We start from the raw sequence: 14,019 nt of genomic DNA, 5'->3' as shown, positions 1-14,019 counted from the left end.
GCGACCGGAAGTTTCAATATTTTTTACTAATTTTATTAGTATTACTAAATAAATTAGTAATTTAGTAGCCACTTTAAAAGTGATTCCGGCTGGCAGGCCTGCTGCGATACCATCCTTCCTTTGCCCGGTCCGCCATCCGTAATCGCTTTTAACAGCCCCGCCTGTTCCGTCCTTTGTTTATCCATAAACCGTTGTCATTATGATCACTTTACAACAGCGAACAATAGCGCATTTCGACCTGGACTGCTTCTTTGTATCAGTGGAATGCCTGCGGGATAATCGCCTCAGGGGTAAACCCCTGCTGGTAGGCGGTAGCAGTGATCGCGCCGTAGTAGCTGCCTGCAGCTATGAAGCAAGACGGTATGGCATCCATTCAGCCATGCCCATGAAAACCGCCCTGCGCCTTTGCCCACACGCCATTGTGCGCAGCGGCGACATGGAACTGTACAGCACTAAATCCAGGGAAATAACGGAACTCATTGCCGGGAAAGCCCCGCTCTATGAGAAGTCTTCCATCGATGAATTTTACCTGGACCTCTCCGGCATGGACAAGTTCTTTGGCTCGCTGAAATGGACCTCCGAACTGCGGACAACGATCATAAAAGAATCAGGACTGCCCATTTCATTCGGACTGGCCTCCAACAAACTCGTTTCTAAAGTAGCCACTGATGAAGCCAAGCCTAATGGTCAGCTTGAAATCCTGTTCGGACAGGAAAAAAATTTCCTGGCGCCGCTGGCGGTGGAAAAGATCCCGATGGTAGGCCGTGAAACCGGCGCCCTGCTGAGGCGCCGCGGCGTAGAAACCGTAAAAACACTGAGCGAAGTGCCCATCTCCCTGCTGGAAGCATGGATGGGAAAAAACGGAATAGCCCTCTGGAAAAAAGCCAATGGAATCGATGAATCGCCGGTGGTGCCTTTTTATGAACAAAAATCCATCTCTACGGAAAGTACATTTCCCGCAGATACCATCGACATGCAGTTCCTGCACGCAGAACTGGTACGCATGACGGAAAAAATTGCATTCGAACTGCGGCAGCAAAATAAACTCACCGGCTGCATCACGCTTAAAATCCGGTACTCAGACTTTGAAACCGTTACCAAACAAATGTCCATTCCCTACTCCTGCGCAGATCATGTGCTGCTGGAAAAAGTAAAAGATCTTTTCAAAAAACTGTACGACCGCCGCCTGCTGGTACGGCTCATAGGCGTGCGTTTCAGCCATCTCGTTCATGGCAACTACCAGATCAGCCTGTTCGACGATAAACAGGAAATGATTGCACTTTACCAGGCTATAGACCAGATTAAAAACCGCTTCGGATGGGAATATCTCATGAAAGGTACCAACGTAATACCTCCCGGGAAAAAAGGACAGGTCCAGGTTAAAAAAGATATCATGCCGTACTTTAAATAATCATTCATGTTCCTTAACTGTAAAACATTTTTCAGCCTGCGATATGGCACCATGCACGCGGAAATGCTGGTCCGCAAAGCACATGAGCTGGGCATCGGCACACTTGCACTTACCAATATCAACATCACTTCCGATGCCTGGGAATTTGTAAACCTATGCCGCAAATATGATATCAAACCCATACTCGGACTGGAATGCAGGAACGGAAATGATTTTAAATATCTTCTGCTGGCAAGAAACCAGGATGGCTGGCATCAAATCAACGTTTTTTTATCCACTCACCTGCAACAGGAAAAACCCTTCCCCAACCAGGCGCCTGTTATTCCCAACACCTGGGTGGTGTACGAGCTTGGAAGCCGCTCTCCTGAAGACTTAGCGCCCCATGAGCTGATTGGCGTTAAACCCTGGCAACGCAATAAATTATTCAGAACAGATACCGTTGCACTGCGCGATAAACTGGTGATCCTCCAACCCGTTACCTTCCAGGACAACACCCACTACGAATTGCACCAGCTGCTGCGCGCCATCGATCTTAATATCCTGATCACGCAACTGGAACCGGCTGCTACCGGGCATCCGCAGGAACAATTCATTACACCGGCGGCACTCGTGGAACACTTCGCCGGTTACCCGCATATCGTACAGCGTACCGTGGAAGTGATGGAAGATTGCTGCATAGAAACAGCGCTTCATCATTCCATCTCCCGGAATAAAAAATGCTTCCTGGGCAGCGTGGAAGAAGACCGCGCAAAACTCCGGGAACTCGCGCTGGAAGGCATGATATACCGGTACGGCCACGATCATGAAGAAGCGCTGTTACGGATCGAAAAAGAATTGTCCATTGTAGCGCAACTGAACTTTGAATCCTATTTCCTTATCACCTGGGATATTATACGTTATGCACAGGAACGCGGCTTCTTTTATGTAGGCCGGGGAAGCGGCGCCAATTCCATCATCGCCTACTGCATAAAAATTACCGACGTAGATCCCATAGAACTGGATCTTTATTTTGAAAGATTCCTGAATCCCTACCGAAGCTCACCCCCTGATTTTGATATCGACTTTTCATGGCGCGACCGCGATGAAATTATCCAATACGTTTTCAATAAATATGGCCCGCAACACACTGCCCTGCTGGGCACCGTTACTACCTTTCAAACCAACGCCGTTATCCGTGAACTCGGAAAAGTGTACGGGCTACCAAAAAAAGAAATTGACAGGATCCTGGAAAATGGCTTCCACATTAACCTGGAAAACGACAGCATCCATCAGAAAATAGCCCGGTTCAGTAAACTGATGGATACAGAAAAAGCATTTCCCAACCATCTCAGCATTCACGCCGGCGGTATCCTGATCAGCGATGAACCCATTCACCGGTATTGCACTACCTACCTGCCACCCAAAGGTTTTATCACTGCACAGCTGGATATGTGGCAGGCGGAAAGAGTGGGCCTGTTTAAATTTGATATCCTCAGCCAGCGCGGCCTCGGGCATATCCGCGATGCGATTGATATCATTAAGGAAAACCGCGGCACAAACATCGATATTCATAATGTAAAAGCATTCCAGGCAGATCCCCTCGTGCGGAAAAACCTGGCGCAGGTGAACACCATCGGTTGCTTTTACATTGAATCGCCAGCCATGCGCCAACTGCTGCTCAAACTGGGCTGCGATGATTACCTCACCCTGGTGGCGGCCAGTTCCATTATCCGCCCCGGCGTAGCGCAATCAGGGATGATGAAACAATATATTCACCGTTACCGCAATCCTGCCCAGGTAGTATACCTGCACCCGGTCATTGAAGAATTGCTGAAAGAAACTTTTGGTATTATGGTGTACCAGGAAGATGTGATTAAAGTAGCGCACCGGTACGCCGATATGGAACTGGCGGATGCCGACAGCCTGCGGCGGGCCATGGCAGGGAAGTACCGGGGATCGAACGACTTCAGGATGATCCAGGAACGTTTCTTCCGCAACTGCGAACGGCTTAACCGGCCACCGGATGTATCTGCAGAAGTATGGAGGCAGATCGCCAGCTTTGCCAATTTTTCCTTTTCCAAAGCACACTCCGCCAGTTTCGCAGTGGAAAGCTACCAGAGCCTCTACCTGAAAACTTATTTCCCTGCAGAATTTATGGTAGCCGTTATCAATAATTTCGGCGGCTTCTATAACCGCGAACTCTATTTCCGGGAACTGCAGAAAACTGGCGTAACATTGCACCCTCCCTGTATTAATCATAGCAACTATGCCACCAATATCAGCGGCCGTGATGTTTATACAGGGCTGATCCACGTAGAAGGCCTGGAACAACAGCTGGCGGAAAGGATCCTGAAAGACCGTGAACAATACGGCCCGTTTTTACACCTGGAGGATTTCACCAGCCGCATCCCCACCGGACCAGAACAACTGGAGATACTGATCCGGATCGGTTGTTTCAATTTTACCGGCCACACCAAAAAAGAATTATTGTGGAAAAGCAGTTTGCTGGTAAGTAAGAAAGAAGCCAATCCACACAGTGTTTCCCTGTTTGGTAATACCACCGCCGTTAATTGTGAACTGCCTGTGCTGGCATACCATGCACATGAAGATGCCTTTGATGAAATAGATCTGCTGGGCTTTCCCCTGCAATCCCCATTCAATGTACTACAGCATGATCAAAGTGCGTATATGCCTTCCCGTGAGTTCAGGCAACATATCGGCCGGCCTGTTACAACACTGGGCTACCTGGTCACCACCAAATCTCTTCGGAGCAACAAAGGCGAACCCATGTGCTTTGGCACCTTCCTGGACCGGGACGGGGCGTTTATGGATACCATCCATTTCCCCGAAAGTTTTCGCAGGTATCCCTTTCAGAAAGGCGGCTTTTATGTGCTGCAAGGCGTAGTGGCCGAAGAATACGGCGTAATACAACTGGAAATCAGTAAAATGTGGAAGATTGGGTATTTTGAAGATAAAAAGCTTTAATCCCGACAATTTGTTGTATTTTTGTGACAAATGTCGGGTATATGAAACACGTAAAAGGATACCGCGTGCAGGAAAATGCATTATTGATAGTAGAACAGCCAGGAGGAGCGGCATACATTGCCGGTAGCGGCTACTTTGATTTTATACAGCTTTCCCGCAGTGGAATTATTAAAAGAGCTTTATTGAACCTGAGCAGGCAGCTGTCTTTTTCTTTATCAGAACTGGCACAGGTGGTCCATGTTTCAGAAAGAACGCTGCAACGTTATGCAGACGACGAGAAATTGTCTGCCGACACGTCTGAGCGTGCTATTTTACTCTCCCAGCTTTACCAGCGCGGCACGGAAGTATTCGGCCAGTTGGAAAACTTCAAGGAATGGATGAGAACTCCGTTACCTGCCTTCAACTATCAAACCCCTATTTCGCTTTTAGATACCACTTTTGGGTTCCAGCTTATCCAGGATGAATTGGGGCGCATTGAACATGGCATCTTTGCATAAATCTACGAAACCGTTAACATGGAAGTATACAGGATCAGTAAGTGCGCTTACATCAATGATCTGAATGGAACAGGTGCGCGCCTGTATGGAGGTCGCTGGAACAGCCCGGGACATGCTATTGTGTATACGGCAGGCAGCAGGGCTTTATCTGCACTGGAAGTACTGGTGCACATTCCATTGAAAAATATTGTACAGGATTTCTGCATCGCTACCTTGCAGATCCCTGATAATATTTCCATTAAGGTGCTCACCAAACACGATCTGCCATCCGGCTGGCAATCGCTGGCGCCCTTGCCGGAGCTGCAATGTATCGGCGATGAATGGATAGATACTGCTAAATATGCCGTACTCCGCATCCCCTCCGTAGTTATTGCCGATGAATATAATTACCTGGTCAACCCGCTGCATCCCGACGCTGAAAATATTACCATTGTGAATACACAGCCGTTTGTATTTGATCAGCGTTTAAAGAAATAAAAAAAGCAGCGGTAATTATCCGCTGCTCTCTATCTCTCAAAAACTTTCTTCCTATTCCAGGCCAAATAATCCTTTATTCAGCACCTGCAATGTTTTCTCTTTATACTGACCATTGATCAGGATAGAAATATTATGCCTGCTACCACCGTAGGAAATCATCCGTAAAGGAATTTCTTCTATCGCATCAAATAATTTGGTGATGATAGACGGCGTAGCCGCTACTTCGTTACCAACAATGGAAACGATGGTTTGATGATAATCCAGTTCCACCGTACCAAATGGCTGCAGCTCTTTCAGGATCTGATCAAGGTACTGCTGGTGATCGATAGTAACAGACACGGCTACTTCGGAAGTAGTGATCATATCGATCGGTGTGCGGTATTTCTCAAATATTTCAAAAATCTTGCGGAGGAAGCCATAAGCCAGCAACATGCGGCTGGACTTGATTTTGATGGCAATGATACCATCTTTTGCAGCGATGGCTTTTACACCATTACCATTAGGCATTTCCGTGATGATAGTGCCTTTCGCTTCCGGCTGCATGGTGTTCAGCAACTTTACCGGGATATTGAAATGCTGTGCCGGCCAAATAGAAGCAGGATGCAGGATCTTGGCGCCAAAGTAGGCCAGTTCAGCCGCTTCATCAAAGGAAAGCTGATCTATCGGGAAGGTTTTTCTCACCACCCGCGGATCGTTGTTATGCATACCGTCGATATCGGTCCAGATCTGCACTTCATCGGCCTGGATAGCAGCGCCGATCAGGGAAGCAGAGTAATCGCTGCCACCACGCTTCAGGTTATCCACCTCGCCTTTGGCATTACGGCAAATATATCCCTGGGTAATGAAGATGTGCTGTCCTTTATGCTGGCTGATCAGGTTACCCAGCTTAATCTTGATCTTTGGAATTTCCGGCTCTTCAAATTCGTCGATGCTCATGAAATCCAGCGCCGGCAGTAACACTGCGGGAATACCTGCTTCTTCGAGATATACGCAGAAAAGACGTGTAGATAATAATTCGCCCTGGGCAAGAATATCTTTATTTAATGCTTCGTTGAAAGATATCTTCAGGATGATATTCAGAAATTCGAAGTGTTCATCAACAATAGCCTTGGCATTGGCGCGGCCGGCTTCCTGCTTCACCAGGTCGGTACAAAAGGTCCGGTAGTGGCTTTCCAGCTTATCTATCTGTTGCTTTGCCTGTTCCTTTTTACCTTCCGACAGCGACTGACTGATTTCCACGAGGGAATTTGTGGTGCCTGACAGTGCAGACAGCACCACAATTTTCTGATCGTTATCTGCTGTGATCAGTTGTGATACCGACTGCATACGCTCTGGTTTTCCCACGGAGGTTCCACCAAATTTTAACACTTTCATCTGAATGTATATTTTTTCTTTAGCTACCTGGAATGGGGCGTCAGCTTCACTCCAGGTGTTTTTTATGAACGATTGAAAATTAAAAATTCAAATTAAATTTAGCTGCAACTTCCTGCAAATCCTTTACCACAGGCGCTATTACAGGAACTCCATTTTCCAGCCGCTCCTGGTGCATTTCCCTCTCAGGATCTCCGGGGATCAGCACCTTTTTGCCTGCTACCGGTGCGGCAGCGCGGAAACGGCTGATCCAGGTATCCATATTGGCCTTAAACTCATCTGCCGGCCGGAATGCGTCTACACGCATAGCGCCGAAGAAATGCCCGAGCCCTTCTCCTACCGGATCAGGCGCCAACGGGAGAAAACTCACGAAAGGCGGCGCCCACGGGCCATAATTGGCGCCTGAAAGAACGGCCGAAAATATATCAACAATTGCTCCCAAACAATACCCCTTATGACTTCCATGCTCACGGTCGCCGCCTAAAGGCAGCAAAGCTCCCCCACTTTTCAGTTCATGAGGATTGTTGCTTGAGTTGCCGTCTTTATCCTGGATCCATCCGTAGGGAGCTTCTTCGTTTTTACGCTGCAGGATCTCCAGCTTACCGTTTGCCGCAGTGGTAGTGGCAAAATCGGCTACAAATGCCGGCTGCTCCTTGGCAGGAATGGCCACTGCAATAGGGTTGGTACCCAGCATACGTTCAGTGGAAAAAGTAGGCGCTACCAATGGACTGGCATTGGTCATTGCCATCCCTATCATGTCCTGGTCCAGCGCCTTCATGGCGTGGTAGCCGGCTATCCCGAAATGATTGGAGTTTTTCACGCTCACCCAGCCGGTGCCGGCTGCGGCGGCCTTTTGCATGGCTATTTCCATTGCGTAGGGCGCTACTACCAGTCCCAGGCCGGCATCGCCGTCAACAACCGCCGTGCTGGGAGTTTCATGTACCACCCGGATATTGGGCCTGGTATTGATCCGCTTAGCCTCCCATAAACGAACATAGCCCGATAAGCGGGCTATTCCATGAGAATCAATACCTCTCAGATCTGCTGATACCAGCACTTCGCTGGCCAGGGCTGCATGTTCCAGGCTGCAACCCATGTGAATAAATACTTCCCTGGTAAATTCCCTCAAATGATGATAAGAAAAAATATGTTCCATCTGTTAACGGGATTAGGCCTGAGCGGTGGGACCACCGAAATTCAATGGTACTGATACCTGCTCCTGGTCCTGGATCGGGCCGTGTACAGATTCGTATTTCTTAATATTATCAAGCATGGCTTTCATAAAACGCTTGGCATGCTGCGGCGTAAGTATAATACGCGATTTCACCTTTGCCTTTGGCAGACCGGGCATCACATTCACAAAGTCTACCACAAATTCGGCGTTGGAATGGGTGATGATAGCGAGATTCGCATATTGTCCCTCGGCGATTTCCTCATTCAACTCTATGTTAAGCTGATTCTGTTCTTCATGCTGATTTTCCATGTTGTACGATTTAGCCGTACAAAAATAGAAAAAGAGGACTCAAATGAGCCCTCTTTTTTTATAAACAGCGGATTGACCGGTACTAATAGTCGTCTTCGTCGAATTTTGTCCGCAGTACACCCGCCACCACGTACTTCTTCCCGGGATCGGAAGAAATTTGCAGTTCCATGTAAATACTGTCGGTTACGTGCCCAGCTTTTGATTTACCTCCATCGGGGAAAACCTTCCCGGAAGTGATGGTAACGGTAGCGGCGCTGTTCTCATCTTTGGCATTAGTGGCACTGAATGTGAGGTCTGAAAGGTTCACATCCACCTTCGACTGGAAATCAAATCCCAGTCCTGCATCCTGTATCCACAGCTGCTTTCCGTCGTCGGCGGCTGTGTTGAAAGTGTTGATCTGCACATGGTCCCCGTCTATCTGCGGCGCGCCGTTGAGCGTCATGGTTACCCACCAGGTGCCAGCCATTTTCACTACCTGCGTGTTCTTTACCTCCGGTAATTCCTTTTTACAGGAAGCAAAAAGAACAGCGCCCGCCAGCAGTATTCCTGCGATATATAATTTATTCATTATTGTTCTCATGGTAATTATTTTAAGATCCGTTAACATTATAAAGCCCACCAAACCTTTTGATAAATAGGCACTTCCGCTGGTGTGTTACTGTTCCTGCTCCTTTCCACATCCGGGAATACCAGCCGTTTAGGGAATTTACCGGCGCCGGTTACCCCGTTACGGGAATATACCAGCTGGCCGGGAATATAAGACGCATCCGTAGAGTATACCGGACTGTACTTCGGATAACCTGTTCTGTTTTGCTCCAGGAAACCTTCCAGTGCATGTGAGCCGGGGAAAGATGCCCATTTTTGCGTAATGATAGCTTCCAGCTTTTTATCAAAGGAAGCCCCGGTTGGGTAAGCATATACCTTTCCTGCCTGGATAAAAGTGTCTGCACTCAGTTTATACTGCTGGAAGGCTGCACGCACGCCTTCATCGTAGTAAGCTTTTGCTTTGGCGCCACCGAAATACCGTTCATTTGCTTCAGCCAGCATAAAATTGGTTTCTGCCCTTGAAATCAGGTAAGCAGTATCTATGGCTGTTTGCCTGTAAATGGCAGATACGTTGTAGGTGGCCGACAAGCTGGTGAAATCGCCCTGGTGAATGCCATAATAAACACCGGCAGCAGCTCCCGGCGCACGGAAAATTTTGGTCATTCTTGAATCCTTGTTTTTCTGCAACCACGACATCATGGTATAACTCGCACGAATGTTGGTGGTAGTATTCAGGCTGCGGATGTTGGATTCATACAATGGGTTATCCTGGCCGGGGGCATCCTTGAAGGTGCTGTAAGAAGCATCTACATCGGTGAGAAACTCAGCGCCGCTGTTGATCAGCGCCATGATCTTTGTTCTTGCCTGGTTAGGATCCACATTCACCAACCGCAGGTACATTTTCAGTTTCAGGGTATTGGCAAACTTTACCCATTTATCCATATCTCCCTTGTAAATAATATCCTGTGCGGCATTTTCATCAAGAATGGCAACAGTCAGATCTTTTGATAATGCAATATCCAGATCTCTCAATAACCACTGGTAAATACTATCTCCCCGGTCAAACTTTGGCTGCAGCTGGTTTAATCCACCAAAGGCTTCCTGATAAGGCACCTGGTCGTACAGGTCTACCAACACCTGGTAAGAGTATGCCTTCATCACGGTTCCCATCAAACCAAAACTATAATCATGCAGGCTATCGCACAATTTCAGCATCAGGCTGTAATCTTCCAGTGCACCGGAAAACATCTGCGTATAAAACGCATTGTAATCCGTACGCTGGATGTTATACGCATCAATTGTTTTATACTGGTTGGAAGCATTGCTTTGCGTCCAGTATTGCGCCCATATACCGCCAATAATAGCGCCGTCTGTACCGGCGCACGATATGGTAGACATCACTGCAGGGGGAAACAGCACATAAGGGGTAGCCTTCTCCAGCGGCGGGTTATTCGGATCATTGTTAATATCCAGGTTCTTCTTGCAGGACGCCCCCAACATCAGTACCGCAGAAAGCAGGATAAAAATATATTGATGATTGTACGTTTTCATGATATCAGAATTTAAAAAGATTAGAAGGTTACCTTCAATGAAACACCATAAGATTTGGTGGTAGGCATGGACCTGAATTCACCCAGTTCACTGTTCAGGTCATTACCATAATTGGACACTTCAGGATCAATGGATGTATTGCCTTCCGGCGTCCATATAAATAAGTTGCGTGCAAACGCAGTCAGTGTCAGGTTACTGGCAGCAATTTTCCTGGCAGCGGAAGAAGGTAAACTGTAAGAAAGCGTGATATCACGCAGTTTTAAAAAGGTTTTATCAAGAATGCGCTGTGAATAGGCGGTACCCTTGTTGGTGGTATGATACCAGTAAGCATCATAATTATAATCTGTGAGCGGAATGGTGTTTTCACCATATACCGGTTTAGCCTGTGCATCCGTACCTATCTGCATTACGGAATTTGGTACCACAAATGCACGCCTGTCGTTGTAGGTGGTTTGCAATGCATTTCCTACGAAGTAGGTAAGGTCCGCCGTACCGGAGTAGAACACGCCTCCTTTTCTCCAGTCAAAAGAAAAGCCGAGGGTAAAGTCCTTATAGCGAAGCGTATTTACCAATCCCATGGTAAAGTCGCGCTGGGATGTGCCGTAATATCCATCGGTATCTGCTGCCTTTGGTAGCCCTGTGGCATCTACAATTGTTTTTCCGTCTGGTGTGGTAGCCGCTACAGGTGCATAAAATACACCCAGCGGATCACCCTTGCGGGCTACAAATTTTACATCGTAAACAAAATTAAGCACTACCTGGTTGAGCCCTGCCGGCAGCTCTTCTACTGTATTCCTGTTGCGGGCATAAGTATAATTGATGTTCCAGGTAAAATCTTTTGTTTCTACAGGTATGATGTTAACAGACAATTCTATTCCCTTATTCCTCACCTTACCAAAGTTTTGCGTGATGCTGGCGTAACCGGAGCTGGGTGTGGTAGGCACCGCCAGGATCTGGCCTTTGGTGAGTTTATTATAGTAGGCAATATCAAATCCCAACCGGTTACGCAGGAATTTCACTTCACCTCCAAATTCATATTCATTACTTAACTCTGGTCCGAGTTCCGGGTTACCGATGTTGTCACCCACGGTATAACCGGGAATGCCATTGAAAGGAAAGTCTAATGTACCAAAAGGAAGATCTATGATCTGCCCGGTAGATAAGGTTGTTTTAGTGAGATAAGGGCCGGCATCGTTACCGGTTTTACCCCAGCTGGCCCGCAGTTTCGCAAAAGAAACACCCCGCTCATCCAGTTTCAGCGCTTCAGATAAAATGAAGGCGGCGTTTACGGCCGGATAGAAATAGCTGTTGTTTTTTTCAGGTAAGGTAGATGACCAGTCGTTACGTGCATTCAGGGTCAGGAACAGGTACTCACGGAAGCCAAAAGTTGCCTGTGCATAAAGGCCATAAATACGGCGTCTGAATTCCTGTGTTTGTGATACCGGCGTATTAGGTGAGTTGGAGATCACGTAGAAACCCGGAATAGCCAGGCCCTTCACAGCCGAACTGAATATTTTCCCTTCCCGCTGGTTAACGTTAAAGCCAACCAATCCATCAAGGGTAAAATCTGAACTCAGCTTTTTATTGGCAATGAGCAGGAGGTCGGAGTTAAACTCACCTCTGTAATCGCTGTTTTCCCTTACATAACCAACGTCCTCCTGTCGTTGCGAACCTTCCACATTATTACCATCATTCCAGCTGTCGAGTGATGGCCTGTTTTTCGCTTTATACGTTTTAGATTGGGCATTGGTAATATCAGCCCCAATGCGCCATTGTACGTTCAGCCAATCTGTGATACCATACTTCAGGTCGATATTTCCGAAGATCCTGTTACTCTTCAGGTTATTCCCATTTTCATACAGCGAATAATAAGGGTTCTCTGCGTATGGAGTAAAGTAGTTATCCACATTGTAATACTTATTCTTGTAATCCTTAAACTGGGAAATATTGATGTCTACCGGGATCTGGATGATGTCTTCAAACAAGGAAGATCCAAGTCCGGATTCACTGCGGGTAGACACTGCCTTGGCATTTTTATTTACATAGTTGAAGGAAGCGGAAGCGGAGAATTTACCATATTTGGTAGATGCCCTGGCAGAGAAAGTATTTCTTTTGTAAGAATCAGCATCTGTAGGCAGGATACCATCGCTGTAAATATTACCATAAGACAGGAAGAACGTAGATGTTTCATTTCCTCCGCTGACGGATATGGTATTATTGAGTTCTTTACCGGTCGTGAAATAGTTGCGAACATTATCTTTTACAAACGAAAATGGCTTTGTTAGTGATACGCCGTCAACGGGAGCGCCCCATTCCCGGTTCTCGCCGGTTAACCGTGGTCCCCAGCTACCATTTTCTGAAAGAATAAAAGTACCGCCCCATCCCTGTCCGAATTTTTCCTGCATAGTGGGCAACATGCCTACATTGGAAAATGTGGCCGACGAAGCCACATCTACTTTCAGTCGTCCGCTTTTACCTTTTTTAGTGGTGATCAATACCACACCGCTGGCAGCCCTGGAGCCATAAATTGCGGTAGCGCCGGCTCCTTTCAGGATGCTGATCGCTTCAATATCATTTGGATTGATGTCATTGGCATTGTTACCAAAGTCGTAACCGCCGTTATTGACGCCCTTTCCATCAAGGGTAGAGCCTGGGCGATCGTTATTCAACGGTACCCCATCTATTACATACAGTGGCTGGTTACTGCCCTGGAGTGAAGAATAACCGCGCAGGATCACCTTATTGGATGCACCGGGAGCGCCGCTGGTAGTGGATATTTCAGCGCCGGCTATTTTACCGGATAAACCATCCATCATGCTAACAGGCGCAACCCTGTTAATTTGTTCTGTAGCAAAGTTACTGGTGGCGTAACCAACGGTCTTTTTCTCCCGCACCAGTCCCAAACCTGTTACCACTACTTCCTGCAGGTTTTTATTATCTGCTGTTAATGTTATCTGAAGATTGGAACTTTCTCCCACAGTTACTTCCTGTGCTTTGTATCCAACACTTCTTATAATGAGCACCGAAGATGCACCCGGTACGCTCAGGTTAAATACGCCATTATCATTGGCGGTAGTGCCTGTGGTGGTACCTTTAACCTGGATGGTGGCAAACGGAACCGGATTACCATCATTTCCCTTAACGGTACCTGTAACCTGCCGCTGCTGCGAATAGGCCAGGCTGATAATTGCCATTAGCATGGCAAAAAGGAGGAACCCCTTTTTCATAAAAGTTTCAGATTTTGGTTGAATAAGAAATACACTGGGTCATATAATGCTTAGCCGGCGAATATTACCGGGAACAACTTCCGGCAATATTTGCCGGGTATTGTTGTATCATAATGCCATCCTCTGGTAACAGCACAAAGAAGCCTGTTATGCCTGGAAGACATAATTATAAGATGAAATGGTTCCGCGTTTGCAGCAACCAATGGGCATCTTATATACTGTTAGTATAATGGCGGATTACTATGTAAAAACAGCGTTGTTTTTTTGCATATACAGTTCGGATTTTGGTTGTACAATTGGTTCAGATGTCTATGCCAGACTATCTTTGTTCTCTCACAGCAATTTGTTGAATCTCTTACTGTCGGCAAACAGTTTATGCCATTAACAATTATAGGAAATATGGTTAAGTGCTCATTTTAATCGCAATCGGTAAAAGTTCTATAGTTCTCTCTGTGCCTATTGTTGATTTAAGTCATGACAAACATCGTGCAG

General features: G+C 47.0%; 10 protein-coding genes. 4 read left to right on the top strand and 6 right to left on the bottom strand.

Annotated features, from left to right (window positions below):
• Positions 1 to 199 precede the first annotated feature (199 nt).
• From dinB to VN105_RS05760, 4 genes are read left to right on the top strand one after another with little or no spacing between them, the layout of a single operon-like run.
• Positions 200 to 1,411: a DNA polymerase IV gene (dinB, locus tag VN105_RS05775; RefSeq protein ID WP_325638830.1), complete on the top strand. Its 1,212-nt coding sequence runs from the start codon at positions 200 to 202 to the stop codon at positions 1,409 to 1,411.
• A gap of 6 nt (positions 1,412 to 1,417) precedes the next feature.
• Positions 1,418 to 4,375: a DNA polymerase III subunit alpha gene (locus VN105_RS05770; protein WP_325638828.1), complete on the top strand. Its 2,958-nt coding sequence runs from the start codon at positions 1,418 to 1,420 to the stop codon at positions 4,373 to 4,375.
• 41 nt (positions 4,376 to 4,416) lie between these two features.
• A complete protein-coding gene (gene parS / locus VN105_RS05765) occupies positions 4,417 to 4,872 on the top strand; it encodes a type II toxin-antitoxin system Xre/ParS family antitoxin (RefSeq protein ID WP_325638826.1) in 456 nt (151 codons plus the stop codon).
• An 18-nt stretch (positions 4,873 to 4,890) separates the two neighbouring features.
• Positions 4,891 to 5,349 carry an RES family NAD+ phosphorylase gene (locus tag VN105_RS05760; protein WP_325638824.1) on the top strand — a complete coding sequence of 153 codons (459 nt, stop codon included), beginning with the start codon at positions 4,891 to 4,893 and terminating at the stop codon, positions 5,347 to 5,349.
• Between the two features lie 51 nt (positions 5,350 to 5,400).
• Here VN105_RS05760 and VN105_RS05755 read toward each other — a convergent pair whose 3' ends face one another.
• The 6 genes from VN105_RS05755 to VN105_RS05730 all read right to left on the bottom strand — a co-directional run bounded on the left by VN105_RS05755 (position 5,401) and on the right by VN105_RS05730 (position 13,527).
• Positions 5,401 to 6,723, bottom strand: coding sequence for an aspartate kinase (locus tag VN105_RS05755; protein WP_325638822.1), 1,323 nt, complete (start codon positions 6,721 to 6,723; stop codon positions 5,401 to 5,403).
• Positions 6,724 to 6,802: 79 nt separating this feature from the next.
• Positions 6,803 to 7,876 (bottom strand): Ldh family oxidoreductase, encoded by a 1,074-nt coding sequence (locus VN105_RS05750; protein ID WP_325638820.1) that lies wholly within the window; start codon positions 7,874 to 7,876, stop codon positions 6,803 to 6,805.
• Positions 7,877 to 7,888: 12 nt separating this feature from the next.
• Positions 7,889 to 8,203 (bottom strand): DUF3467 domain-containing protein, encoded by a 315-nt coding sequence (locus tag VN105_RS05745; protein ID WP_079470689.1) that lies wholly within the window; start codon positions 8,201 to 8,203, stop codon positions 7,889 to 7,891.
• An 82-nt stretch (positions 8,204 to 8,285) separates the two neighbouring features.
• On the bottom strand, positions 8,286 to 8,783 hold the full coding sequence (locus tag VN105_RS05740; protein ID WP_325638819.1) for a lipid-binding protein: 498 nt from the start codon (positions 8,781 to 8,783) through the stop codon (positions 8,286 to 8,288).
• Between the two features lie 26 nt (positions 8,784 to 8,809).
• Positions 8,810 to 10,300: a SusD/RagB family nutrient-binding outer membrane lipoprotein gene (locus tag VN105_RS05735; RefSeq protein ID WP_325638818.1), complete on the bottom strand. Its 1,491-nt coding sequence runs from the start codon at positions 10,298 to 10,300 to the stop codon at positions 8,810 to 8,812.
• A gap of 20 nt (positions 10,301 to 10,320) precedes the next feature.
• Complete coding sequence (locus tag VN105_RS05730; RefSeq protein WP_325638816.1) at positions 10,321 to 13,527, bottom strand: SusC/RagA family TonB-linked outer membrane protein; 3,207 nt, start codon at positions 13,525 to 13,527, stop codon at positions 10,321 to 10,323.
• Between the last annotated feature and the right edge of the window lie 492 nt (positions 13,528 to 14,019).

It is taken from the genome of Chitinophaga sp., from assembly GCF_035564935.1.
Classification (GTDB): domain Bacteria; phylum Bacteroidota; class Bacteroidia; order Chitinophagales; family Chitinophagaceae; genus Chitinophaga.
Note: the sequence above shows the minus strand (reverse complement) of the source record. Positions and strands in the feature narration are given on the sequence as shown.

Bases quoted from the DNA above. Each gene is read 5' to 3' on its own strand.
- dinB (WP_325638830.1), top strand. From the start codon at position 200: ATGATCACTTTACAACAGCGAACAATAGCGCATTTCGACCTGGACTGC.
- VN105_RS05770 (WP_325638828.1), top strand. From the start codon at position 1,418: ATGTTCCTTAACTGTAAAACATTTTTCAGCCTGCGATATGGCACCATG.
- parS (WP_325638826.1), top strand. From the start codon at position 4,417: ATGAAACACGTAAAAGGATACCGCGTGCAGGAAAATGCATTATTGATA.
- VN105_RS05760 (WP_325638824.1), top strand. From the start codon at position 4,891: ATGGAAGTATACAGGATCAGTAAGTGCGCTTACATCAATGATCTGAAT.
- VN105_RS05755 (WP_325638822.1), bottom strand. From the start codon at position 6,723: ATGAAAGTGTTAAAATTTGGTGGAACCTCCGTGGGAAAACCAGAGCGT.
- VN105_RS05750 (WP_325638820.1), bottom strand. From the start codon at position 7,876: ATGGAACATATTTTTTCTTATCATCATTTGAGGGAATTTACCAGGGAA.
- VN105_RS05745 (WP_079470689.1), bottom strand. From the start codon at position 8,203: ATGGAAAATCAGCATGAAGAACAGAATCAGCTTAACATAGAGTTGAAT.
- VN105_RS05740 (WP_325638819.1), bottom strand. From the start codon at position 8,783: ATGAGAACAATAATGAATAAATTATATATCGCAGGAATACTGCTGGCG.
- VN105_RS05735 (WP_325638818.1), bottom strand. From the start codon at position 10,300: ATGAAAACGTACAATCATCAATATATTTTTATCCTGCTTTCTGCGGTA.
- VN105_RS05730 (WP_325638816.1), bottom strand. From the start codon at position 13,527: ATGAAAAAGGGGTTCCTCCTTTTTGCCATGCTAATGGCAATTATCAGC.